Source organism: Lamprobacter modestohalophilus (assembly GCF_016583905.1).
GTDB classification, from domain to species: Bacteria; Pseudomonadota; Gammaproteobacteria; order Chromatiales; family Chromatiaceae; genus Lamprobacter; species Lamprobacter modestohalophilus.
This window is the reverse complement of the sequence record NZ_NRRY01000039.1, coordinates 1-25,000: the sequence shown is the minus strand read 5'-3', so window position 1 is coordinate 25,000 and position 25,000 is coordinate 1. Positions and strand designations below refer to the sequence as shown.

21 protein-coding genes (1 of these 21 cut by a window edge) are annotated in these 25,000 nt (G+C 62.2%); 5 read left to right on the top strand and 16 right to left on the bottom strand.

The features are described 5' to 3' along the window. The 6 genes from tyrS to CKO42_RS18615 form a co-directional block, all read right to left on the bottom strand. On the bottom strand, positions 1–95 hold the 5' end (the start) of the coding sequence (tyrS, locus tag CKO42_RS18640) for a tyrosine--tRNA ligase (RefSeq protein ID WP_200247342.1). It extends 1,096 nt beyond the left edge of the window; only the first 95 of its 1,191 coding nucleotides appear in the window; it begins with the start codon at positions 93–95; its stop codon lies off the left edge, out of view. Between the two features lie 1,058 nt (positions 96–1,153). Next, on the bottom strand, positions 1,154–1,504 hold the full coding sequence (gene erpA, locus CKO42_RS18635) for an iron-sulfur cluster insertion protein ErpA (RefSeq protein WP_200247339.1): 351 nt from the start codon (positions 1,502–1,504) through the stop codon (positions 1,154–1,156). 63 nt (positions 1,505–1,567) lie between these two features. Next, complete coding sequence (locus CKO42_RS18630) at positions 1,568–2,374, bottom strand: DUF6776 family protein (protein ID WP_200247337.1); 807 nt, start codon at positions 2,372–2,374, stop codon at positions 1,568–1,570. Between the two features lie 16 nt (positions 2,375–2,390). After that, positions 2,391–3,422: an N-acetyl-gamma-glutamyl-phosphate reductase gene (gene argC / locus CKO42_RS18625; RefSeq protein ID WP_200247334.1), complete on the bottom strand. Its 1,032-nt coding sequence runs from the start codon at positions 3,420–3,422 to the stop codon at positions 2,391–2,393. A 50-nt stretch (positions 3,423–3,472) separates the two neighbouring features. Beyond that, positions 3,473–3,835 (bottom strand): HesB/IscA family protein, encoded by a 363-nt coding sequence (locus tag CKO42_RS18620; RefSeq protein WP_200247332.1) that lies wholly within the window; start codon positions 3,833–3,835, stop codon positions 3,473–3,475. Positions 3,836–3,930: 95 nt separating this feature from the next. Next, on the bottom strand, positions 3,931–4,095 hold the full coding sequence (locus CKO42_RS18615; protein WP_200247330.1) for a rubredoxin: 165 nt from the start codon (positions 4,093–4,095) through the stop codon (positions 3,931–3,933). 298 nt (positions 4,096–4,393) lie between these two features. Between CKO42_RS18615 and hemL the strand changes: the two genes are divergently transcribed. Together hemL and CKO42_RS18605 are read left to right on the top strand one after the other, a co-directional pair. After that, entirely contained in the window at positions 4,394–5,680 is a 1,287-nt protein-coding gene (gene hemL, locus CKO42_RS18610; RefSeq protein ID WP_200247328.1) for a glutamate-1-semialdehyde 2,1-aminomutase, read from the top strand. Positions 5,681–5,800: 120 nt separating this feature from the next. Next, on the top strand, positions 5,801–7,801 hold the full coding sequence (locus CKO42_RS18605) for a bifunctional DedA family/phosphatase PAP2 family protein (protein ID WP_200247326.1): 2,001 nt from the start codon (positions 5,801–5,803) through the stop codon (positions 7,799–7,801). A gap of 116 nt (positions 7,802–7,917) precedes the next feature. On the opposite strand, the gene CKO42_RS18600 is transcribed toward CKO42_RS18605, so the two are convergent. From CKO42_RS18600 to CKO42_RS18555, 10 genes are all read right to left on the bottom strand, one after another. Then, positions 7,918–8,550, bottom strand: a complete 633-nt coding sequence (locus CKO42_RS18600) for a flavin prenyltransferase UbiX (RefSeq protein ID WP_200247324.1) — start codon at positions 8,548–8,550, stop codon at positions 7,918–7,920. 72 nt (positions 8,551–8,622) lie between these two features. Then, complete coding sequence (gene mpl / locus CKO42_RS18595; protein ID WP_200247322.1) at positions 8,623–10,053, bottom strand: UDP-N-acetylmuramate:L-alanyl-gamma-D-glutamyl-meso-diaminopimelate ligase; 1,431 nt, start codon at positions 10,051–10,053, stop codon at positions 8,623–8,625. Positions 10,054–10,078: 25 nt separating this feature from the next. Next, a complete protein-coding gene (locus CKO42_RS18590) occupies positions 10,079–10,597 on the bottom strand; it encodes a hypothetical protein (RefSeq protein WP_338034952.1) in 519 nt (172 codons plus the stop codon). Between the two features lie 231 nt (positions 10,598–10,828). After that, a complete protein-coding gene (gene lnt / locus CKO42_RS18585) occupies positions 10,829–12,472 on the bottom strand; it encodes an apolipoprotein N-acyltransferase (RefSeq protein ID WP_200247321.1) in 1,644 nt (547 codons plus the stop codon). Continuing rightward, positions 12,465–13,247, bottom strand: coding sequence for a hydroxyacylglutathione hydrolase (gloB, locus tag CKO42_RS18580; RefSeq protein WP_200247319.1), 783 nt, complete (start codon positions 13,245–13,247; stop codon positions 12,465–12,467). Before gloB ends, lnt begins: the two co-directional genes overlap by 8 nt. A gap of 6 nt (positions 13,248–13,253) precedes the next feature. Continuing rightward, on the bottom strand, positions 13,254–15,185 hold the full coding sequence (gene dxs, locus CKO42_RS18575) for a 1-deoxy-D-xylulose-5-phosphate synthase (RefSeq protein ID WP_200247317.1): 1,932 nt from the start codon (positions 15,183–15,185) through the stop codon (positions 13,254–13,256). Between the two features lie 157 nt (positions 15,186–15,342). Beyond that, positions 15,343–16,212 carry a glutaminyl-peptide cyclotransferase gene (locus CKO42_RS18570; RefSeq protein WP_338034951.1) on the bottom strand — a complete coding sequence of 290 codons (870 nt, stop codon included), beginning with the start codon at positions 16,210–16,212 and terminating at the stop codon, positions 15,343–15,345. Continuing rightward, complete coding sequence (locus tag CKO42_RS18565; RefSeq protein ID WP_200247315.1) at positions 16,213–16,560, bottom strand: chaperone modulator CbpM; 348 nt, start codon at positions 16,558–16,560, stop codon at positions 16,213–16,215. Between the two features lie 3 nt (positions 16,561–16,563). Continuing rightward, entirely contained in the window at positions 16,564–17,556 is a 993-nt protein-coding gene (locus tag CKO42_RS18560) for a DnaJ C-terminal domain-containing protein (RefSeq protein ID WP_200247313.1), read from the bottom strand. A 200-nt stretch (positions 17,557–17,756) separates the two neighbouring features. Beyond that, positions 17,757–19,244 carry an AAA family ATPase gene (locus CKO42_RS18555; protein WP_200247311.1) on the bottom strand — a complete coding sequence of 496 codons (1,488 nt, stop codon included), beginning with the start codon at positions 19,242–19,244 and terminating at the stop codon, positions 17,757–17,759. A gap of 391 nt (positions 19,245–19,635) precedes the next feature. Between CKO42_RS18555 and CKO42_RS18550 the strand changes: the two genes are divergently transcribed. The 3 genes from CKO42_RS18550 (at position 19,636) to CKO42_RS18540 (ending at position 24,491) form a co-directional block, all read left to right on the top strand. Continuing rightward, positions 19,636–21,186 (top strand): 2-isopropylmalate synthase, encoded by a 1,551-nt coding sequence (locus tag CKO42_RS18550; protein ID WP_200247309.1) that lies wholly within the window; start codon positions 19,636–19,638, stop codon positions 21,184–21,186. Between the two features lie 692 nt (positions 21,187–21,878). After that, positions 21,879–22,652, top strand: coding sequence for a uracil-DNA glycosylase (locus CKO42_RS18545; RefSeq protein ID WP_338034950.1), 774 nt, complete (start codon positions 21,879–21,881; stop codon positions 22,650–22,652). Between the two features lie 48 nt (positions 22,653–22,700). Beyond that, positions 22,701–24,491 carry an AAA family ATPase gene (locus tag CKO42_RS18540; protein WP_207148772.1) on the top strand — a complete coding sequence of 597 codons (1,791 nt, stop codon included), beginning with the start codon at positions 22,701–22,703 and terminating at the stop codon, positions 24,489–24,491. Positions 24,492–25,000 lie beyond the last annotated feature (509 nt).

The following is a 25,000-nucleotide window of genomic DNA, read 5'->3' as shown; positions in this document are numbered from 1 at the left end:
CGCAAAGGCCGCCCTAGCGCGAGCTTCTTTCGGAGAGCCTGGTCAGTCAGCACCTCATCAGTGCCGTGCACGAGTTGATCGAAGGAGTCGGACATTCAACTAGACAACCGCGGTTGTGCCCTAGCCCAAACATGGGCTTAGGCGGAAGGGAAGAAATGGCCTGAAAGTCTGCCACGGAAGCTAGGGCGACCGCTAGGCAAGTGCAGACTGGTGACTCGAGGCTAGGCAAAGGTAGTCGCCAGTATCCCCGAAGGCGCATCCCAGAATCAGCAGTGGCGGTTGGGTATAACCCCGAGAAACTCGAGAAACCCTTCCGCCCCATCTCCGCGTTCTCTACACTTGAGCGTCTGTGAGAGAAACAGTCTTCCAAAACGCAACTGGGGCCAAACAATGCGAGACTACAAAGGCAGCGGGAGCTTGACCTTTAGAAAACGCCGGCGTTTTCCCGGCGCACTAGTGATATTTATCCTGCTCCTCATCGCGTCGGCGGTCGTCGGGTACCTGTTTTTCACCCAGACCCCGACGGCCGAGACGGCATCAGAAACGGCCGCTCCAGCAGCGGCAAAGGCCTCGTCTGGGCGCGACGTGATCCCGCTAAAGATTCCTGGCCAAAGCCGAAAACCGACACAGGAAGACGATGGCTGAGGTCGGACGACTCTTGTCGAATCCCAAGCTTTGATCATCCCGTGGTCCGCCCGCTCAGGCTAACCCAAGGCCCAAGGCCAGCAAGCCAACAGTCTGATTTTCCTACTGAAAGAATGAAACTGTTGTAGAACAACTTAGGTTACGGGAGAAGCGATGATTCACCAGAGCCAAATCTCGTTACCCCTTGCTGGTCTCCTTCCCCTGCCTTCCGCGTGGCGTCATCGGTGAAAGCGCCCGGCTATTTCCCGACGACGCCCAGCGTGGGTAGTCAAAAATCCGGTGCCGTTCGGCTCGAGATTTTTCGGCAATCGCCTGATCAGAAACTTTTTCAACCCACAAACATCCGATCCCGCGCCCCCGCGGCCGAGCCGAACACCGCCGAGCGAAACCGCCCTGAAATCGTTCGGCTGGGTATCTTGCTTAGGGTCAATACGCCCGTAGGATCAATGCGCAGCCCCCGAACCAGGCAGGAGCGGCGCTTGCACTGAGGCATAAGCAAAACCTAATCTCAGACGCCAAACGATGAACCGCAGCCGCAGGTCGTCGTCGCGTTCGGATTGCGGATCACGAACTGTGCTCCTTGCAAGCCTTCGGTATAGTCGATCTCAGCACCGGTCAGGTACTGCAGACTCATCGGGTCGACGAGGAGCTTGACGCCATCGGTCTCGATCTCGGTATCTCCATCCTGAACCGACTCGTCAAAGGTGAAACCATACTGGAATCCTGAGCAGCCACCCCCCTGGATGTAAACCCGGAGCATCAGCCCAGGTGAGTCCTCCTGTTCAATCAAGGTCGCAACCTTCGCCGCGGCCTGCGAGGTGAAGACCAGTGGCGCATCGAGGGCAACGGCTTCTGTCATTGTTCAATACCTCAGTAAATTACTCTGTCATAGTGTGCCAGAGAGTGGGGGCCTCAAGCCAGTTCATTCAACCTCTTCAGGCCCAACAAGTTCGGTCAACTCGAGCAGCGGACTTGGCGAACAGGCGTCGCCCGGCTCACCAGGCCACAAAAAGCCCTCAGAAGATCGAGCCATCGATGCCTCCTCGGGCTGGATGTCGACGATGAATTGCTCGGGCTCGGCCCCTTCCGGTAGCACGATTTCGCCTGAAATGGCCTGAAAATGTTCAAAGTCAATGAGCGCCTCAGCTGGTGACGACCCAGGCAGTTCATCTAACGACCGCGTTTCTTGCTCACCATCGCGAGAGAGCACAACGCTGACGCTGACTCGTCCACGCGTCCGCTCCTCCTGCGGCACAAGCTGACTCAGCAACATCTCGAAGCGGACGCTGCGCGGTTTCGGGCCCTGACGCAGCATAAGCTCCTTGACCTCGACGATCCCCGCCTGACCGTCACGCACCAAACGCTGCAGATAAGAGACGCGCTTGATCAGGTCAAGGCGCTCTCGCTGCAGCTCAGCGAGCGACGCTTGCGCCTGCCGCTTCGCCTCACGATCCATCTGGTGGGCCCGCTCCAGACGCACACGCTCCTCGCGACCCCGAGCAACTTCCTCCGACAAGTGACCCACTTCCGCTTGCAGCGCACCGACACCCGCGAGGGCCTTGACGGCATCATCACGACCCAGCCAGTAGCCAAACGCAAACGTCAATCCGATCACCAGCATCCAACCGAGGGTGATCAGCACTCGAAACCGACGCCTTGAGCGCTGAGCCTTCAGGTTGCGGTAACCGTGAGACTCGCGACCGTTGCCGACTCGCTGGTTCCTGGCCACCGAGATCCCAAGCGGGCTAAGGCGCCAATGCGGACAATGCCAACCCGGTGGCCTCGTTCCACCCGAACATGATGTTCATGTTCTGTACCGCCTGCCCCGCGGCGCCCTTGACCAGATTATCGATCACCGACTGCACCACCACGACCCCTGCCCCTTGCGGCTCCAGCACCGAAAGCCGACAGAGATTGGTGCCCCGCACAGAACGCGTCTCGACGGGAGAGCCGGTTGGTAGCACATCGACGAAAGGCTCGTTGCGATAACGGGCCTCGAACAACGCCTGCAAGTCCAGACCAGACTGCTGAAGCGTTGCATACAAGCTCGCCTCGATACCCCGCACCATCGGCACCAAATGCGGCACGAACGTCAGCCCAATCTCCACCCCGACGGCGTGCCGCAGATTCTCGCAGATCTCCGGCTGATGGCGATGCCCGCCGACGCTGTAGGCCTTAAAACTCTCCCCACACTCAGCCAAGAGCAGCGCGGTCGATGGCTTTCGGCCAGCGCCACTGACGCCAGACTTGACGTCCGCAATCAAGCGCCCGGCATCAACGACCCCAGCCTCCAGCAACGGCAGCAAGCCAAGCGTGACAGCCGTCGGGTAGCAGCCAGGATTGGCGACTAGCCGCGCCGTCGCGATTGCCTCACGATTGACCTCGGGCAAGCCGTATACCGCCGCCTCAACCAAGTCGGGCGCCGCGTGCGTCATGCCATACCAGCGTTGCCAGACCTCCAGATCCTTCAGGCGAAAATCCGCAGCCAAGTCGATCACGCGGACGCCGGCCTCGAGCAGCGCTGCGGCCTCATTCATCGCCGTCCCGTTAGGGGTCGCGAAGAAGACCAAATCGCAGTCCGCAAGCCCGGCCGCCTCGGGCGTTGTAAAGGCGAGATCGATCTCGCCACGCAACGCGGGATGGAAGTCGGCAACACCGGTTCCCGCATCAGACCGCGACGTCACTGCGGCGATCTCAACCTGCGCGTGCCTCACCAGCAACCGCAGCAGCTCAGAGCCGGTATAGCCAGTCCCACCGACGATACCGACCTTAATCATCGCCAGTAACCCCGAAGCCAGGGCCCCCAAACACGATCAGCAATCCTAGCTCAGCCACAACTGCCACCAGCCGAGCCACAGCTGCCGCAGCCGCCACCGACTGATGGAAGATTGTTGAAGACGAAGGTTGCGTTACCATCGCCCGGGTCGACGAAGTCGATCTCGACGCCGCGGATATGCTCCAGGGTGCCGTCATCGACCACGACCTTGTAGCTGTCGAAGTCCCTGATACCATCGTTCGGATTGACAACATCGGTAAAGGTCATGCCAAAGCTGACGCCGCTGCAGCCACCGGAAGCCGCATAGACACGGACACCCTGGATCGCATCGTCAACATCCTTGAACAGCTCGGCCAACTTGGCCTGTGCTGTGGGGGTCATGGAGAGATCAGTCTCAGTAATGAGGTTTTGCATGGTGATGCTCTGCTTCAAGATCGCTGGAAACCCGACAATGTACAGCAGGCTAGCGCCTCGTTGCCAGGCGCTGAGGCCCTCTGCAACGGACGCCGTCAGATCTCCACCATCTCAAAATCCTCTTTTCCCGCACCGCATTCCGGGCACTTCCAGGTCAGAGGCACGTCATCCCAAGCCGTTCCCGGGGCAATCCCGTCCTCGGGCCAGCCTTCTGCCTCGTCATAGATCAGCCCACAAATCACACAAATATATTGCTTCATTATCCTCAGTCCGCCCCTCTACGGATGCTCGTTTCTTGCTTAACCGTGTAGGAATCAGGGTTGAGCCCCCCATTTTCAACGCATCTCAATGCATCAACACCAGATCGGCCACATGGTGGTTGCCATCCGCGCCAGGTCGCCAGAAAATGGCCGATTGTCGCCCATTGTTTGTCGCCTGCTGCCGCTCGCCGCTCGCTGCAAGACCGATCAACACGCTCAAGCGCGCCGCTCACAGGCAACAACAGAACCTCTGCAACGCCTGCCACCCTTGTTTCAGACCCTATTTAGGAGCGAACTGATGTCCCGATCCCACGACCTCTTCACCGCGGCACAACGACACATCCCTGGCGGTGTCAACTCGCCAGTGCGTGCCTTCCGCGGTGTCGGCGGGGACCCGGTGTTCTTCGAGTCAGCCTCTGGCGCCTATGTCACCGATGCCGATGGCAAGCGCTACATCGACTATGTCGGCTCCTGGGGCCCGATGATCCTCGGCCATGCGCATCCCGAGATCCTCGCCGCGGTCACCGAGCGTGTCGCCATGGGACTGTCGTTCGGCGCCCCCACCGAGCTCGAGACCCTGATGGCCGATAAGGTCTGCGAACTGGTCCCGAGCATGGACCTCGTCCGCATGACCAGCTCCGGCACCGAGGCCACCATGAGCGCAATCCGGCTCGCACGTGGCTATACCGGCCGCGACAAGGTGATCAAATTCGAAGGCTGCTACCACGGCCATGTCGACTCCCTGTTGGTCAAGGCCGGCTCTGGCATGCTCACCCTGGGGGAGCCTAGCTCACCCGGCGTCCCCGCGGCCCTGGCCGAGCTGACCATCACCCTGAGCTACAACGCTATCGATCAGGTGCGCCAGACCTTCGCCGATATCGGCAATCAGATTGCCTGCATCATCGTCGAGCCCGTGGCCGGCAACATGAACTGCATCCCGCCCGTGCCCGGGTTCCTCGAGGGACTGCGCGAGGTCTGCGATGAGCACGGCGCGGTGCTGATCTTCGACGAGGTCATGACCGGATTCCGAGTCGCCCTGGGCGGCGCCCAGGAGCACTTCAGCATCACCCCGGACCTGACCGCACTCGGCAAGATCATCGGCGGCGGTATGCCGGTCGGCGCCTTCGGCGGCAAGCGTGCAATCATGGAGCACATCTCCCCACTCGGACCGGTCTATCAAGCCGGCACCCTATCCGGCAATCCGATTGCGATGACCGCGGGCCTCAAAACCCTCGAGCTGATCGGCGAGCCCGGCTTTCACGACCGGGTTGCGGCGCAAACCGAGCGCCTCACCAACGGCTTGGAAGCGCAAGCACGCGCGGCCGGCATTGGCCTCAGCACCAACCGCGCCGGCGCCATGTTCGGCCTCTTCTTCACCGACGACGGCCCCGTCACCAATTACGCCCAGGCCACCGCCTGCGATCAGGAGCAGTTCCGCCGGTTCTTCCATGCCATGCTCGATCAAGGCGTCTATCTTGCACCCTCGGCCTTCGAGGCCGGGTTCGTCTCTGGCGCCCATGGTGATGCCGAGATCGATGCAACGCTCGAGGCTGCCAGCAAGGCCTTCGCTGACCTCGCCCGCTGAGCCAAGCGCGGCAGCCTCAGGCCAGTAGCGCTGCTTGCAATGAGCGCTACTGACATGAGCCCTGCTGCCAATAAGCCCTCCTCGCGCAACAGCTGTCTGATGCTCGGCGTCTGATGCGCCATGGAGGCCTCACTCAACCAACTCCTCAGCTGGATCGGCACAAACCCGGCCTGGGCCTACCTGATCGTCTTCTTGGTCTCCTTCGCGGAGTCAGTCGCCGTCATCGGCGTCGTCGTGCCGGGCGTGATGATCCTATTCGGCGCCGGCGCGCTGATCGCATCCGGCGAGCTCGCCTTTTGGCCCACCGCCAGCCTGGCCATTGTTGGCGCCATCAGCGGCGATAGCCTGAGCTTCTGGATCGGCAACCGCTATCGCGACCAGATTCGAGCGCACTGGCCCTTCAGCCGACATCCGAAACCCCTCGATCGTGGCATCGTCTTCTTCGAGAAGCACGGCGCCATGAGCGTCGCCTTTGGTCGTTTCGTGGGTCCAGGTCGAGCCATCATCCCGATGGTCGCTGGCATGATGCAGATGCCGCGGACACGCTTCGCCGCGGCCAACATCAGCTCCGCGATTGCTTGGGGGCCGGCCTATCTGGCGCCAGGCATCGTCTTCGGCGCCTCCCTCAAGCTCGCCGCCGAGGCCGCCACGCACCTCGCCATCCTCATCATCATCCTGCTGTCACTGCTCTGGGCTGCGGCCTGGCTCGCTCGGCGGCTGTTCTTCCTGCTCAGCCCGCACGCCTCGCACGGGGTGCAAACACTGCTGCGCTGGAGCAACCTGCATCCCGTGTTCGGTCGCACCGCGCAAGCGCTCGCCGACCCTGATCATCCGGATGCCGCCACCCTCACCGCGCTCGCACTCGCGCTCGTCGCCGCAGTCGCCCTGCTGGGCATGTCGCTGAGCGCCGACCTCTTCGGCGCGCAGGAGATGCGCATCAATCAGTTCGCACTCGACCTCGGACAAAGCCTGCATACACCGCTCGCCGACCAGCTCATGGCCGGACTGAGCCGCCTCGGCGAGCCAGTGGTCACCATCCCGCTGGTCATCGCGATCCTCGTCTATCTGAGCCTCAGCGGTCAGCAGCGCGCGTTGGAATACTGGCTCGCGGCGCTCGCCTTTACGCTATTGGTCACGCCAACGCTGGGCTGGCTGGTGCGCATCCCCCGACCCGAACTCGGGCTCGATCTACGCTGGCCCTGGTCATTCCCCAGTGGACAGGTCTTGAGCGCAACCGTGCTCTACGGTTTTCTCGCACTCTCAGTCTCGCGTCCCCTCGCGCCTCGCTGGCGTTGGACGCCTTACGCCCTCGCTGCCGCCCTGATTACCGCCGTCGCCCTCGCGCGGCTCTATGTCGGCGCCGCCTGGCTCACCGATATCATCGCCAGCATCGCCCTCGGGTTGATTTGGATCGCGGCCCTTGGACTCGCCTTTCGACGCCATACTGAACCGTCCGAACAGGTCGCTGGTCTCGTCCTCGTGACCCTGATCGCCGCCAGCGCGGCCTTCACCGCCGCCACGCTGGCACAGCAACCGCTCGACATCGCGCGCCACCAAGCAACTCGGCCGCTCATCACGCTGACCGCGACCGAATGGCGTACGCGCCAGGATCTGCCCATCGCCAGCCACCGCGAAGATCTCTGGCACCGCAATCAGCGTCCCTTCGATGTTCAGTACGCCGGCCCGCTCAATCGCCTCTCCCAGATCCTTGCCGGGCAAGGGTGGGCGCCCGCCGAGAAGCTCAGTTGGAGCAATGCAATCAAGCTGCTCTCACCGTCGTTAACGCTCGCGGAGCTGCCGGTCGTCCCGCATGTTCACGATGGACATCACGATGATCTGATACTGGTCAAGGATCTCCCGGATGGGAGACGCCTGGTGCTGCGGCTCTGGGGCACACACGTCCAGCTGAATGCTGGCGCGCCCATCTGGGCCGGCAACATCACCGAAGTGATCAAGGAGAAGATCGTTCATCTGCTGGCATTGCCAATCACGATCCCGGTTGACGCAAGCGGCCAAGGGCATTGGCTGACCGACCTAGCGCAATCGCCAGGGATGAGCATAGCGATGGGCGCGCCGACCTTGCTAGCGCCAAAAGAGCTGGATCTGCTCCCGGCCAAGTAAGCCGGCAACGGCGCAACGCCGAACAGCGGTTGCCCGCATGAAATCCAAAGCGCTGCAGCCAAGGCGATGGCCGAGAAGGCTGACCCGAATTGCGCTGAACCTTCCAAAACAGCCTCTCAGGGCTCCGCGCCCCAGCGTGCCGAGAGGCGGTGCGGAACACCGAGATGATCGAGCACGCGAGCGGCCATGAAATCGATCACCTCATCGACACTCTGTGGATTGAAATAGAACCCCGGATTCGCAGGCATGATCACCACCCCAGCTCGCGCCAAACGCAGCATGTTCTCGAGATGGATGGTCGTGAACGGGGTCTCGCGCACCACCAAGATCAGCTTACGGCCTTCCTTCATCGTCACATCGGCTGCACGGTCGATCAAATCTTCGCTCAGGCCGGCAGCAATGTTGGCCAAGGTTCCGGTGGTGCAAGGCACGATCGCCATCGCGTCTGGCGGATTGGTCCCGCTGGCCACCGGCGCCGTCCATTGCTGGCGACCAAACACGCTGAGCTGGCCCTCCTGCGCACCCAGATAATCGCAAAAGAAGCGTTCAGCCTCCTTTGGTCGACTCGGCACCTCCAGCCCCGACTCCATGCGCAACACCACCTGCGCCGCCTGCGAGATCAGCAAATAGACACGCACCTCGGCGTCGATCAAGCCCTGGAGCACGCGGAGCCCATAGCCCGTCCCCGAGGCTCCGGTCAGTGCGATGGCGATGGTCTTCTTCCAGCGGGGTGGGGTCGGTTGGGTCATGCGAGACTCAGGCAGTGGCGTTATCGAAGACGGATTTCGGAGAAGCGTCGCTGTGCACCGATGCGCAAACGCTCAATCGCCAGCCGCTGAGGATGCAAGGCGCTCGAGGATTCGCTGATGGATGCCCCCAAACCCACCGTTGCTCATGACCAACACATGATCCCCTGAGCGCAGCTCGGCCGTGGCAGCGGCCAAGACCTGATCCAGCTCCGTACAGAGGCTCAAACGATCACCGAGGGTGGTCAGCGCCGACGCCGCATCCCAGGCCAAATCTGGCGGACGATAGACAACGACACGATCGGCCACATCCAATGACGCTGCCAGCGCACCGGCATGAGACCCCATGCGCATGGTATTCGAGCGCGGCTCCAACACCGCGATGATGCGCGCCTGACCCACCTGCCGTCGCAGTCCCGTCAAGGTGCTCGCGATCGCTGTTGGATGATGGGCGAAATCGTCATAAACACGCACACCGGCCTCGATTCCGCGCAGCTCCATCCGCCGCTTTACACCCTGAAAACGCGACAGGGCTGTGATCGCCTGCTCGGGTGCGATGCCAATATGCTGCGCCGCGGCAATGGCCGAGAGGGCATTCTGCACATTATGCAGCCCGATCTGCGACCACTCGAGCCGCCCCTGCGGCTGCCCTTGGAAAGAGAGACGAAACGCCGAGCCATCGCCAGCGCACAGCTCGGCCTGCCAATCGCAGCCGGACCACTCCGAAGCCAAGCGATTGTTGGCCTCGGGGTCCCCATCCTCGGAGCTTGCGGCCGCAACCCCAGTCGAGTCACAGGGCGTCCAGCAGCCCATCGCCAAGACCTCGGAAAGCGCCGCATCCTGCTGCGGATGGATAATCCTGCCGGTGCCGGGGACGGTCCGTACCAAATGATGAAACTGCCGCTGGATCTGCGCGAGATCATCGAAGATGTCAGCGTGATCGAACTCAAGATTGTTCAGCACCAGCGTTCGCGGGCGGTAATGAACGAACTTGGAGCGCTTATCGAAGAAAGCGGTGTCGTACTCATCCGCCTCGATCACGAAGTATGGCCCGTCGCCAAGCCGCGCCGAGAGACCAAAATCCAGCGGTACACCACCGATCAGGAAGCCCGGTTTAACGCCGGCGGCCTCCAAAATCCAGGCCAACATGCTCGCCGTCGTGGTCTTGCCATGGGTTCCCGCCACCGCGAGCACATGGCGGCCACGCAGGCCCTGCTCGGCCAGCCACTGCGGTCCAGAGGTGTAGGGCAGATCGCGATCGAGCATCGCTTCGACCACCGGCAGCCCGCGCTTCATCGCGTTACCGACGATCACCAGATCCGGCGTTGGCTGCAGATGCTCAGCAGCATAGCCCTGCATCAGGTCGATACCAGCGGCCTCGAGCTGGGTGCTCATCGGCGGATAGACATTGGCATCGGAACCGGTCACCCGATGGCCGAGCGCACGGGCAATCAGTGCGAGCCCGCCCATGAAGGTGCCGCAAATGCCAAGGATATGGAAATGCATCGAAGGTTGAATCCTGAATCAGCAGTCAGCGGGCGCCATCGATCACGCCACCAATGATCATAAACGAGAGCAGATCGAAGCCGATGGCAATCGCAGCGCCCTGCAACAGGGATAGGCTGAAGGCGTGACGCAGGATATGCCCAACCGCCAGGACACTCCAGACCACGAGGAGCAGAAATAACACTCCAGCCAGCGCCAGCAAACCGCTCTCACTGTCGACCGGACGCGCCATCCCAACCGGCAACAAGGCCAGCAAGGTGATCAAGGTATCCACGCCCACCAACGCCGTCGCCGTCTGCAGGAAACGCTGGTGTCGCTCGACCAGCCTGAGCGCCAGCGACAAGGCACCCAGCGTCAGCGCCAGATCCAACAGGCTTTGCAACAGACCATTGCCGAGATCGACCCCCGCGGTGATCGCCAGCAAGAGGCCTGCACCAAGACCGGCGAGCAGCACCAACAGCAACAGCGCAGGCGAAGCGGGCAGATCCTGCGGCGCCCGTCGCAGCAGTGCGAGATCGATGAAGAAGTTGATGATGACCAGCACAGCGATGCGTCCGAAGCAGCAATTGAGCCGATCATGATAGCCATGCAGCGGCACTTAGGGAATCGCAGCAAAACCTGATAGGCGGGCGGCGAATTAGCGATGTTTGTCCTTTAGCGCGACCGGTGCGAGTTCAGGATGCGCCTTCGCAGCTCCCCTCGAAGCAAGCATCGATCAACCGTCCCGACTTGCGTGCCACTGTCCAGCAATCATCAGGAGCGGGAAAAGGGGCCGCTACTCAGCAGCCTGTGCGACCGAAGTCCGCGCCTGTCGGCGCACCCGCAGCGCCAACACCAGCCCAGCGAGCAACATCAGCGCCGCCATACTGAGCGGAACCTGACTGCCAAAGCGCACGAAAGGGGTCGACCCGACACGCGCCTCCAAGGTTCCCGTCAGTGCCGCACGCGCGAAGAGTGGCAGCTGATCGCGCACCTGGCCGCGCGAATCGATGATCGCCGAGATCCCAGTATTGGTCGCCCTGATCAGCCAACGACCGCTCTCCAGCGCCCGCAGGCGCGCGAACTGCAGATGCTGATGTGGCGCCAAGGAGTCGCCGAACCAGGCGTCATTACTCACGTTGATCAGAAACGCCGCCTCCGGTAGTGCCTGCCGGACCTCATCCGGAAACACATCTTCGTAGCAGATCGAGACCCCGACCGGCCAGACCCCAACCTGTAGCAAGGGGCGCGCCGCATCGCCGCGACTGAAATCCGACATCGGCACCTCGAACCAATCGATCAGCGGCTGCAACTGCGCCTTAAACGGGAGAAACTCACCGAACGGCACCAGATGGCGCTTGAAGTACCGATCTTCACTGCTGCCGAGGCTGACCAAGGCGTTGTAGTAGCGACCGTCGGGCTCCATCACAGGCAGCCCGATAACAACCTCGGTCCCAGTCTCGCGCGCGGTCACGCCGAGCGGCTTCAGCAGCGGCTCCTCGACACGGTCGAAAAACTCGGGAATCGCGGTCTCCGGCCAGATGATCAGATCGCTCTCCAGATGCGCCTTGGTGAGCGTTAGATAGATCTCCAGCGTCGGGAGCAGTCCATCCGCATCCCACTTCACCGCCTGCTCCACGTTACCCTGAATCACACTCACCCGAATCGGGCGCTGCTCCGCATTCGGGGCCGGCCGCGTCCACCCGATCTGCCAGAGCATGCCGGCACAGACCCAGATCAGCAAAAACCCCGCCGCTACCCGCCAGCGCGCCTCTCCGCGCCATCGCAATAGCCCCCAGAGCAGCCCTGCGGAAACAGCCACCGCCAGACTCAACCCATGGACACCAAGCACCGGCGCCAATCCGCCCAAGGGCCCATCGAGTTGTCCATTACCGGCAAATAACCAGGGGAAGCCGGTGAACAACCAACCGCGCACCCATTCCATCAGAACCCAGATCGACGGCAGCAGGAGCAACGGTCCTGCCCATCGCGGCATGGAGTCGGCCGCCAGCCGATGCTCGATAAAACGGATCAGCCAGGCTGTCAGGCCGTAGTAGAGGGCCATGACCGCGACGAAGAGCAGCATCAGCAGGTTGGCGACCAGCGCCGGCATGTTGCCGAACTCGTTCAGGCTGATCCGCACCCAGGCAACCCCAGCACCAAACAGTGCCAGCCCGAACAGCCAGCCGATACCAAAAGCGCCAGCACCATCGCGGCCGCGCAGTGCCAGATAGAACCCGAGCAGAGACACGACCGCCAGCGGATAGAGGCCGATCGGCGCGAAAGACAGCACCATCAGCGCACCAGACAGCAGTGCGATGAGCGCCGACAGCCATCCAGGTCGATGAAACACGCGTTTCACGGTAACACTGACCCAAGCGCGAAACACGCCCGCAAAGACCTGGTACCACCGAGCGCCTGCACGCTCAGCGTCAGTCATAGCACTCATCTTTCCAGCGGCGGAGCGCGGTAAAGACTTGCGTCTGTCCGTCCAGCGGTGCGCCGGCAAAGCGCTCTGCGGCGGCGATCACCGCGGGCTCCGCCGTTCGCAAAAAGGGATTCACCGCAAGCTCCTCGGCCAGGGTCGTCGGCACGGTTGGCTGATCCAGAGCGCGACGTTCCTCGGCAGCGGCGATTGCTGCCATGACGGCCGCGCTCTCAGGCTCGACCCAGCGCGCGAAACCGAGATTGGCCAAGGTGTATTCATGCGCGCAGTAGCAGCATGTCTGCGCCGGCAAGGCCGCAATCCGCCGCAACGACGCCGCGAGCTGCTCAAAGGTGCCATCAAACACCCGCCCACAACCGGCCGCGAACAGCGTATCGCCACAGAACAAATGCGCATCATCGACATAGGCGATATGCGTCGAGGTATGCCCCGGAACCGCCATCACCGCGAATTCAAGCTTGAGCCCAGCCAGATTGACGCGATCCCCATCACCCACCACCCGCGTCAATCCGGCAATACGGCGATCCTCCGGCCCAAAGACCTCAGCCTGCGGCCACAGCCGCCGCAGATCGGCGAGACCACCGATATGATCCCCATGATGATGCGTGATCAGAATCGCATCCAAACGCAAACCATCGCGTTGCAGGTGCTCGATTACCGGCAGAGCATCGCCGGGGTCGACGACCGCACAAGAGGCATGCTCAGGCTGACGCAGCAGCCAGATGTAGTTGTCGTCGAAGGCTCGAATCGGCTCGATGATGAGGCTCATGTCAGCTCAACCAGCACTTGCGCCTTTCAGTCGCGTCTGCTCCAGCCCCAGGTCGCGCATCTCTGCGCGCACTGCTTCCTCAATGCCGGCATCATCCAGTCCACAAGCGGCGAGCTGCTGCACATGACTGGCCTGCTCTTGGCAGCGATCTGGAAGCCCCAGATGCAGACAGCGCACCAGCACGCCCTGCTCGGCCAACAGCTCTGAGACCGCCGAGCCGGCGCCACCCGCAACCGCGTTCTCCTCCACCGTCACCAAGAGTTGATGACGCTCGGCCATCTGCAGAATCAGCAGATCATCCAGCGGCTTCACAAAGCGCATGTTGACCACAGTCGCATTCAAGCGCTCACCGACCGCCTCAGCTGCGGCCACCCGACTGCCAAAGGCCAGCAGCGCGACATCCTGTCCCTCGCGCCGAATCTCGCCCTTGCCGATCGGCAGCAGCGCACCACCGGTCTTGTCCACGACAACCCCAGGACCACTGCCGCGTGGATAGCGCACCATCGCCGGGCCATCGTAGGCATAGGCGGTCTCGAGCATCCACCAGCATTCGTGTTCATCAGCAGGGGCCATGATGACGATATGCGGTAGCGGCCGCGTGTAGCTGTAATCGAAGGCACCCGCATGCGTCGGGCCATCGGCTCCGACCAGCCCAGCGCGATCCACCGCAAAGGTCACGTCCAGCCCCTGCAGACAGACATCGTGCACCAGCTGATCGTAGCCACGCTGCAGGAAGGTCGAATAGATCGCCACCACCGGCTTCATCGCCTCACAGGCCATGCCGGCCGCAAGCGTCACCGCGTGCTGCTCGGCAATGCCGACATCGAAATAGCGCCCCGGGAAACGCTCAGAGAAGGGCACCATGCCCGAGCCCTCGCGCATCGCCGGGGTGATGGCGAGCAGTCGGGAATCGGCCTCGGCGCGCTCACAGAGCCAGTCACCAAAGATCTGGGTGTAGCTCTGAGCACCGCCCTTTTTCGGCACCGCGCCGGTCTTGAGATCAAACGGCGTGACGCCGTGATACGCGGTCGGCGCATGCTCGGCCGGCTCATAGCCGTGGCCCTTCTGAGTGATCAGGTGCAGCAGCCGTGGGCCAGGCATCTTCTTCATGTTGCGCAGCGTCGCGACCACGGCATCCATGTCGTGCCCATCCACCGGGCCGATGTAGTTAAAGCCCAGCTCCTCGAACAAGGTGCTCGGCATCACCATACCTTTCACATGCTCTTCCCAGCGGCCGACCAGCTCGCGCAGCTGCGGCATCCCCCGCAGCGCGGTCTTACTCCCTTCACGCATCTTGGTGTAGAGCCCGCCAGAGAGCAGCCTGGCCAGATGACTGCTGATGGCGCCCACTGGCGGCGAGATCGACATCTCGTTGTCGTTGAGGATGATCAGCAGATCCGGATCGAGCGGCCCACCGTGATTCAAGGCCTCGAAGGCCATGCCAGCACTCAGCGCACCATCGCCGATCACGGCGATAATTTGGCGCTGCTCGCCCTTCTGCTTGGCGGCGATCGCCATTCCCAGCGCGGCGCTGATCGAGGTACTGGAATGACCGACACCGAAGGTGTCATACGGGCTCTCAGCACGCTTCGGAAATCCCGAGAGCCCTCCCTGCATCCGCATCCGCGCCATCCGCTCGCGTCGTCCGGTCAGGATCTTATGCGGATAGGCCTGATGGCCAACGTCCCAAACCACACGGTCATGCGGCGTATCGAAGACGTAGTGCAGACCGATGCTCAGCTCGACGACACCCAGGCCAGCGGCCAAATGGCCACCGGTACGGGAGACACTTTCGATCAAGAAGCCGCGCAGCTCCGCGGCCAGCTGTTTCAGATCGCTCGCGGGCAGCAGCCGCAGATCATCAGGGTCATCAATGGTCGAGAGCAGTGGAAAGCTGGTCTCGGGAGCGCTGGGCGAGCCGTGGGCTGTATCGGACATACTGAGGTAACCGGATGATCGAACGGGCAGTAATGGCGGATTGGCGCGCGGAAGACCCTGATGGATTCCGTGAAGCCTGGCCGGATTCTAGTGCATCATTGCGCGCCCCGCATGTTTCGGACCGCGTGTTTCGTAATCAGTAGCGCAGAGATCCAGCTCAGTCGGTGGCACCCTCGATGACCTCGATGTGATAAAGCCAGGGCCAGCGCTTGCCGGTCACAAAGAGATCACCGGTCTGCGGATCAACGGCGATACCGTTCAGGACCTGGTCATGCCGGCGTGGCTGATCATCAGGCCAGAGGCCACCGAGATCGATATAACCGAGCACCTGCCCGTTGGCGGGATCGATCCGCACCAGCCGGTCCTCGTACCAGAGGTTAGCCCAGACCTCACCACCGACATATTCGAGCTCGTTCAGCCGCTGCACCGGCTTAGCGCCGTCCATCACTCGCAGTCGGCGCAGCTCACGACCGTCAGCGGGATCGAGAAAGCGCAGCTCAGCGCTGCCATCGCTCATGATCCAATGCCGACCATCATGCGTCAGCCCCCAACCTTCGCCCCTGATCGAGAACCGGCCACGCGGCGCGAGCGTTGCTTTGTCGTAACGCAGGCCAACACCCGCGCGCCAGGTCAGTTGAATGAGTTCATCCTGCCAGTCGGTGATGCCCTCGCCAAACCAGCGATCGGGCAGCTCGACCTGCTCCAGCACCCGCCCCGTCTTGAGGTCAACACGCCGCAACACGGACTCCCCATAACCGCCGGTGCCTTCGTAGAGTTCACTATCGACGATCACGAGGCCCTGGGTAAAGGCATTAGGATCATGCGGGAAACGCGCGACGACTCGGACCTGAAGGGTCGGCGTCTGGGTCGCTAGCGCCGAACTGAAGCCCAAGCGCGGCATGAGACTCAGCGCAAGGGCGAGCGCGACGCAGGCCAACACCACAAAGGTTGGCGGCCGAACACGAAGCCCGAGCCGCACGTCAACCCGCCAGCAGCCGAGCCAATCGCCAGCCTCGCAACCGTTCACTCAGCCCGGGCCTTCAGCATCGGAAAGCGCGCCGAGCTGGTGCTCAAGACAGCGCACCCGGCTGCGCAGCTGCTCCACCTCGTCAAGCAGATCCAAGGCCAGTGCCGCGCCGGCCAGATTCAGTTCCAGATCCTGTTGCAGGCGCAGCGCCCGCCGAGTGCGTCGGACCTCGATGCCAGTGAAGCGCCAGTGCTCAGGTGCCCCACCCAGCGGATGCAACATCCCCTCACTGACCATCGAGCTCACCTGCTCGAGACTCACACCACAGACTCGGGTCAGCTCGGTCACAGTCACCACCGTGCGTTCGTCTAGGATCACACCCTCGATTGCGCTGATCGTTTTGGGCATGGCTCAAACCCCCAGCTTTGCTCGCGGATTGAAAGACTTGAAATGCTCGGCCAGCGCGTCGAACGCCGCTCGCGCCTCATCGCTGTCGGCAGGCGGATTGCTGATCTCGAGCTGGACAAAGGCATCCCCAGCCGGCTTGCCCGGCAGACCCCGCCCCTTCAACCGCAAACGCTGACCGCTTTGCGAGCCGGCTGGAATCTTCAGGCTCACGGTGCCGCCGAGCGTTGGCACCGGCACGGTCGCCCCGCGCGCCGCTTCCCAGGGCGCGATCGGCAGCTTCAGATGGATATCCTTGCCTTCGCTGCGAAACACCGCATGCGGCTCAAGCTCGACCTCGAGAAAGAGGTCGCCAGCCGAGCTGGACTGACTCGCGCTGCCGCCTCCGGCACTGCCTTGGCCGGCAAGTCGGATCTGCTGGCCCTCGGTCACGCCGGCTGGAATGCGCACGTTCAGGGTCCGGATGCGCGTCTTCACCTGCCCCTGGGCGTCGATCTCTGGCACCTCTAGCCGAAGCTGACGTGTGCCGCCCTGATAGGCCTCTTCGAGCGAGATACGGATGCGCGCGGTCTGATCGCGACCGCGTGCAGCAAAAGGATCAGCATTCATACCGGCATTACCGAAACCACTGGATCGGCCGCCGCGCCCGCCGCCCATGCCACCAAAGATACTGGAGAAGAAATCGCTGAACTGAGCGGCCTCTTCTTCCGAAAACTCATAGCCGCGCCCGGCTGCACCCCGAGCGCCAGCGCCAGGCGGCGGACGGAAGTTGTCGCCCGCATGCCAGCCGCTGCCGAGCGCGTCGTATTGCGCCCGTTTCTCGGAGTCCTTCAAGACCTCATTGGCCTCGTTGACCTCCTTGAAGCGCTCCTCGGCGTTCGGCTCCTTACTGACATCGGGATGATATTTACGGGCCAACTTGCGATAAGCGGCCTTGATCTGGTCGGCCTTGGCATCGCGCGAGACCCCCAGGATCTTGTAGTAATCCTTATATTCCATCGTCACTCTCGACTCGAAGAAACCTGCACCTAACGTCCATAGCGCGTCGCTACCCCGGACGATGAAGCGCTTGTTTCACGGTAAAAAGGTTGCGCCTGTGGCGATCTTAACCCGATCGCCGATACAGCACTGACTCCAGCTCAGCGCTGTGCGGCTTCATGCCAGTCAGTGCCACTGAATGCAACTCAGTACGGCTCAGCTCAGCTCAGCTCAGCCCCAGCCGGCACGGTACGCCCTCGCGCCCACTGCCGAAGCCCGGCAATCTGCGCCTCCATCACCACCGAGAGCGGCTGCGTCGCGCCCAACTGGGTGCGGATCGACTCCGTGCTCGGCTCGCGATTGCTCGCGCGGGCGGCGTAGATGGCCGAGACAATCGCCTGCTCGATCCCGGCGCCAGTAAACCCCTCACTCGCCGCCGCGAGATCATCCAGATTGAAGCCGCCCGGGTCCAGAGCGCGCTTGCGCAGATGGATCGCAAAGATCTCGCGCCGCACCTCCGGCCCCGGCAGGTCGATAAAGAAGATCTCGTCGAGGCGTCCTTTACGCAACAGCTCGGATGGCAATTGTGCGATATCGTTCGCGGTCGCCACCAGAAACACCGCGCTCTTGCGCTCCGCCATCCAGGTCAGCAAGGAGCCGAGCAAACGCCGACCCGGTCCCTCAGCGCCGCTATCAACCGCCAACCCCTTCTCGATCTCGTCGCACCAGAGCACGCAGGGCGCCATCACATCGGCAGTGCGGAGCGCATCACGCAGTTTACGCTCGGTCTCACCAATATACTTGTCGTAAAGCCGACCAAAATCGAGCCGTAACAACGGCACCCCGAAGCGCCCAGCCACCGCCTTCGCGGCCAGACTCTTGCCACCACCCTGCACCCCAAGCAGCAGCACGCCCTTGGGGCAATCGGTCTCCTGATCCGCGGCCAAGAAGGGCCCGCGCCGTAGATCAACCCAAGCCTTGAGCCGCTCGAGACCGGCAACCTCGGCAAAGCTCGCGGTATCGTACTCGAACGAGACCGCACCCTCCGGACTCAGCAGCTGGTACTTGGCTCGGGTGACCTCAGTGACATCCGATTCTGTGATCGCACCATCCTTGATGATGGCGTTGCGAATCAACCGGCGCGCATCGGACTCGGCGACACCCAGGAGGTTGCGAGAGAGCTGCTCAACCGCACTGCGGCTGGCGCGGAAGCTGCGCTTCGGATCGGCATACTGCCAGCGCTGCGCCTCTTCGCGGATCAATGCCAGCAGTCGATGTCGATCGGGCAGCCGGAGCTCAAAGCGCGCGCAAAGGTGCCTGAGCTCCGGCGGACTCTCCAGCGCATGACTGACCAAGACCAAGCGCCGCGGCGCCGACTCATTGAAGCCCTGGGCAATCTCTTTCAGCAGCCGCACATGCAGCGGATGCTCCAGAAACGGATGAAAATCCAGCAGCAGATAGAGACCAGCGCGCGTGGTCGCCTTGATATGGCGCAACAGATCAGGCGGATCAGTCTGCGCCCCACTCGGCAGCGCCCGACCGCGTAGCGGGCGAAGTCCGTCGGTCAGGGTCCAGCAGAACACCGGCAATTGCAGCCGCAATCCGATCTCGCCAAGCAGTTCCAGCAGTCGCGGCTCTTCCAGCGACTCGATCAACAGGATCGGCATCTCCGAGCGCAGAACCACCTCAAGATCGTGCAAGTCGTTCATGGAACGCAGCCAGTGTGTTGGTCAAGTCGCGATAAGATGCCAGGTCTGCAGACCCAGTCCGGTAAAGCTTAGCGCAAAGCCCGGCACAAGCTGCGCCAAGCTGCACCGAGCTACACTGACCTACACCAAGCTACACCGAGAGAAAGCCGTATCCTGTCCGACAGCCCTGCAAACGTCATCGAGTCAGCGCGAACCAGAACAGCATCGGCAATGCGGGCGGGCGCGGTTAGAATCGTTGGGCCTAGAATCGCCGGGCCTAGAATCATCGAACCTAGAATCGCCGAACAAGGTCGCCGCCGATTGTCTCGAGCCGACGCAATGACTATGGTCCTAGCGCAAGCGGCAGCATTCTGACTCGCGCCCAGTACACCCGACCCGACTGAGACCCATCATGACCGACAAAGAGCATTTGATCATCTTCGACACCACCCTGCGCGACGGTGAGCAGAGCCCGGGCGCGTCCATGACCCGCGACGAGAAGGTGCGCATCGCCACCGCTCTTGAGCGGCTCCGGGTCGACGTCATCGAGGCCGGCTTCCCGGCCGCGAGCAATGGCGACTTCGAGGCCGTGCAGGCGGTCGCCCGCGCGATCAAGGACAGCACCGTTTGCGGCCTGGCGCGCGCGCTCGATCGCGACATCGATCGCGCTGGCGAGGCGCTCAAGGACGCCAATGCCGGACGCATCCACACCTTTATTGCCACCTCGCCGATCCACATGGAAAAGAAGCTCAAGATGAGCCCAGACCAGGTGGTTGAACAGGCGATCCACGCGGTCAAGCGCGCGCGCCAGCATTGCGACGATGTCGAGTTCTCACCGGAGGACGCCGGTCGCTCCGAGATCGACTTTCTCTGCCGCATCCTCGAGGCGGTGATCGACGCCGGCGCGCGCACCATCAACATCCCGGACACCGTCGGCTATGCCGTGCCGCATCAGTTCGGCAGCCTCATCGCCCAACTGCGCGAGCGCATCCCGAATGCCGACAAGGCGGTCTTCTCGGTGCACTGCCACAACGACCTCGGCCTCGCCGTCGCCAACTCGCTCGCCGCGGTGCAGCACGGCGCCCGCCAGGTCGAATGCACCATCAACGGCCTCGGCGAGCGCGCAGGCAACGCCGCGCTGGAAGAGGTCGTGATGACGGTGCGCACACGCCAGGACTCGTTCCCGTGCGACACGCGGCTGGACACCACCCAGATCGTCAACTGCTCCCGCCTGGTCTCCGGCATCACCGGCTTCCCGGTGCAGCCGAACAAGGCCATCGTCGGCGCCAACGCCTTTGCCCATGAGTCCGGCATCCATCAGGATGGCGTGCTCAAGCATCGTGAGACCTACGAGATCATGCGCGCCGAGGACGTCGGCTGGCAGCAGAATCGGATGGTGCTCGGCAAGCATTCGGGCCGCAATGCCTTCCGCGCGCGCCTAGAGGAGATCGGTATCCAGTTGGGCACGGTCGAAGAGCTGAACGAGGCCTTCCGCCGCTTCAAGGATCTCGCCGACAAGAAGCATGAAATCTTCGATGAAGACCTGCAAGCGCTGGTCACCGATACCACGCTCACCAGCGCTAACGAGCGCGTCAAGCTCATCTCGCTGCGGGTCTGCTCCGAGACCGGCGAGACCCCGCGCGCTGACCTGGTCCTGAGTGTCGACGGCGAGGAGGAGCCCGGCACCGCGATCGGCGGCGGTCCGGTCGATGCGACCTTCCGTGCCATCGAATCGATCGTGAACAGCGGTACCACACTCAAGCTGTATTCGGTCAACGCCATCACCAGCGGCACCGATGCCCAGGGCGAGGTCACGGTCCGGCTCGAGAAGGGCGGACGCGTGGTCAACGGCGCCGGTGCGGATACCGACATCGTCATCGCCTCCGCCAAGGCCTACCTCAACGCTCTGAACAAGCTCAGCAATGTCAGCGAGCGGGCGCATCCGCAGACTGGGGATGTCTGAGGCTGCGCGTGAGATGAGGCTGATGCGTGCAGGGCTCGGGCCCGCGTTGCAGCGATGCGCGCAGGATCGATCTTCTGGGCCGCCTGCCGTGCAACCGGCACGAAAAGCGGCCTCGGGGCTCAAACGCGCCTCCTCGCTACGCGCTCAGGACGAGCGTTGTCATGGATGAATCGCGCCGACTGCACTATCTGAAGGCCATGGGTATCCAGGTCTGGCAGCCGCGCGTTGCTGGCGAGTCGGCGGCAACGCCAGCGCCGGCCGCGTTCGGGCAATCCGCGCCGAAGCCGGCGCTTGCCCGGCACCAAGCGCCCGGCACCGAGTCGCAACCGAGGCAGGGGCATAGTCAGGGTCAAGATCGCAAACCACGGCCGGCATCGACCACCAAACCGGCAACAGCGACGAGCACGACCGGTGCCCAGGCAGCTTTGCAAGCCATTGCTCGCGCATCAGCAGCCCGCAAAGCAAGAGACGGAAAGGCAGCAACGGGGGCAGATTCACCACCAACCTTCAGCTCAACCGCCAGCCAACAAACAGCTACCCGACCCACAGCGGCCGCGGTGAGCTCCGCAACGCCGGCGAGTCAACCAGCTTCAGCCCCATCGACACACCTGCGGCAAGCCGAGCCATCACAGCACCCAGCGCCAGATCCAGATCCAGTTTCTGCTTCTGCACCGCTTCCGGTGACCGCTTCAGTGTCTAGCCCGGCTTCGATCCCACCTTCATCCGCTGAATCCAATGAGCCTCCGCCTTGGCTCGACGAGCCTCCACCTTGGAGCGATGACGAGCAACCGCCTTGGCCAACCGAGTCAGACGCTCGCGACATCGCGCAGGATCTCGAGCCAGATGCCAGTTTGCCCGACTCCGAATTAGCCGCCGACCAGCATCCCATCGCCAACATGGACTGGGATGCGCTCGAAGCCAGCGTCGCCGAATGTCGCCGCTGCAAGCTTTGCCAAACCCGCACCAAGACCGTCTTTGGCACCGGCAACCGCCAAGCCGAGCTGATGTTCATCGGCGAAGGCCCCGGCCAAGATGAGGACCGACAGGGCGAGCCCTTCGTCGGCCGCGCCGGCCAACTGCTGAACAAGATGCTCGCCGCAGTGGGTCTGACCCGCGAGCAGGTCTACATCGCCAACATCGTCAAATGCCGCCCACCGGGTAACCGCAATCCAGAGCCTGATGAGGCCAGCGCCTGCCGCCCTTACCTAGAGCGTCAGATCGCGCTGATCCAGCCCAAGCTCATCGTCAGCCTCGGCGCCGTCTCGGCCAACAACCTGCTCGGCAACACTGAAGCAGTCGGTCGCCTCCGCGGCAAGCCGCATCAGTACCAGCCCGGCAAGGGCGCCGCGCCCATCCCACTGATCGTCACCTACCACCCCTCTTATTACCTGCGCAGCCCAGCCGAGAAGGCCAAGGGCTGGCAGGATCTGCAGCGGATCATTAAAGCCCTCCGTCCCCCTGCTTGAATCGATCGAAACCGTCCTCCTACTGGAACAACGAACCGCAGAGCAGCCATGGCGATTGAGTTTCCCTACGGCCTCGCCGATTATCGCGCACTGATCAAGGAGCGCTATCTATACATCGATCGCACCGACCGTATTCCACTGATTGAGCAAGCAGGTCGGCAGTTGATTCTCCTACGCCCGCGGCGGTTCGGCAAAACCCTGTGGCTGTCGCTGCTGGAAAATTACTACGATCTGGCCAGGGCCGATGAATTCGACGAACTGTTCGGGCATTTGGCGATTGGCAAGAATCCAACGCCCAAACGCAACCAGTATTTCATCCTCAAGTGGGACTTTTCATCGGTCAGTCCGCAAGGTGACGCAGAGACCATCAAAGACAACCTGCATGGACATATCAATGTCCAGATTCGGAATTTCTGCCTGCGCTACAAGCACCATCTCAGCGCGGAAGTCAAACTGCATCCGACCAATGCTGCATTATCCTTGGAATCGCTGGTCGCGGTGACGCAAGATGCTGGTCACCCGCTCTATCTACTGATCGACGAATACGACAACTTCGCCAATGAAGTGATGATGAGCCGACAGCAGGGCGCGCGGGACCGTTATGAGGCGCTGTTGTATGGGGAAGGCGCACTCAAATCCTTGTTCAAGACCGTCAAAGCCATCTCCGCTGGCATGGGATTAGAGCGCGTGTTTATCACTGGGGTCTCGCCCATCGCCATGAGCGATGTGAGCAGCGCCTACAATGTCGCCGAGAATATCAGCGCCGATCCAGCATTGAATGACCTCTGCGGTTTTCGGGAGACCGAGGTTGCGACCATTGTTCAAAACGTTGCCGATAGCTGTAGTCTGACTGCGGTTGAAGCGGACCAGGCAATGGAGATGATGCAAGTCTTCTACAACGGCTATCGCTTCAGTCGCGAAGCCCAGGAACGCATCTACAACCCAACCCTAGCGATCTATTTCCTCAAGCATCTACAACGCCATTGCCGCTATCCAAGGAAGCTCCTAGACGAAAACCTGGCTACCGACCGGCTTAAACTGGACTATGTCTCCAGGCTACCCGGTGGCCCGGAGATCCTCAGCCAAGTGCTGGATCGCGAGCAGCCCTTAGCCATCGCCGAATTGAGCGAGCGCTTCGGCGTGGCGGACATCTTGAATGCCTCACGGGACGGCGTCACGACCGCTACCTTATTGTTCTATCTGGGCATGCTCACCCTAAGCACAGAGGTCACCGAGCAGGGCGAAACCACGCTGAACGTCCCCAATCTGACCGCCAAAGACCTCTACCTCGAACGTCTCCGCGAGCTGCACCTCGGCAGCGGCGAGGACAGCGACGAGATCCGCGCGGTGACGAAACCACTCTACAGCCAAGGTGATCTTCAGCCGCTCTGCGCATTCATCGAGCGCAAGCGGCTGCAGCTCTTCGACAACCGGGATTATGCCTCGGCCAATGAATTGACCATCAAGACCGTCTTTCTGATGCTGCTGGCGGGAAATCTGTTTTATATCCTGGATTCAGAAACCGAATTGGCGCGCGGTTATGCCGATCTCACCATGATTGTCCGCCCGGACATGCGCCAATACCAACTGCTGGATATCTTGATCGAGTTCAAATATCTCAGCCTGGAAAGACTCAAGCTCAGTGGCCGACAGCTCCGCGAGATGCCCCAGGAAGCCTTAGAACAACTCCCCGAAGTCGCAAGACAACGCCACCAAGCCGAGGCGGCATTGACCGAATACCGGACAGCCCTAGAGAACAAATACGCCGGAGCATTACGACTGCGCTGCTTCAGCGTGGTGACACTAGGCTTCGAGCGGCTATTATGGGCGAAATACTGAACGCCGACTGCTTGACGGTGCGCCTTGGAAAATTTGCTTCGCGACGTTTTGCTGGTTTCAATCTGCGCTCGGCTGAGTTGCCGGGCGATACACCCATGGCAACTATCTGCGCTACTTCCGCAGCATGTTTCAATCCGCGCCCGGCTGAGTTGCCGGGCGATACGACCTGCCGCAGGTTGCAGGCAGCTTCTCGCGGGCGTTTCAATCCGCGCCCGGCTGACTTGCCGGGCGATGCAGCTGGCGGGGCTGAACACCTGGTTGCTGCCGTTGCCGTTTCAATCCGCGCCCGGCTGACTTGCCGGGCGATGCCTTAGACAAGGAGGGGCTAAGGCAGTAGGAAAAAGTGTAACCGTTCACGGGGCTGAAACCTGCCATCGCCTCGCCTCCAGCGGCTTCAGCCCAGGCTGTGGAAACCCCGACATCCGTGCTCAGGAGCGCAGCCCAGGCGAAGGACGTGTTGATGATGAACCCGAGTTGGGATCTCTTCGAGCGGCTGGCATCGCGGAGTC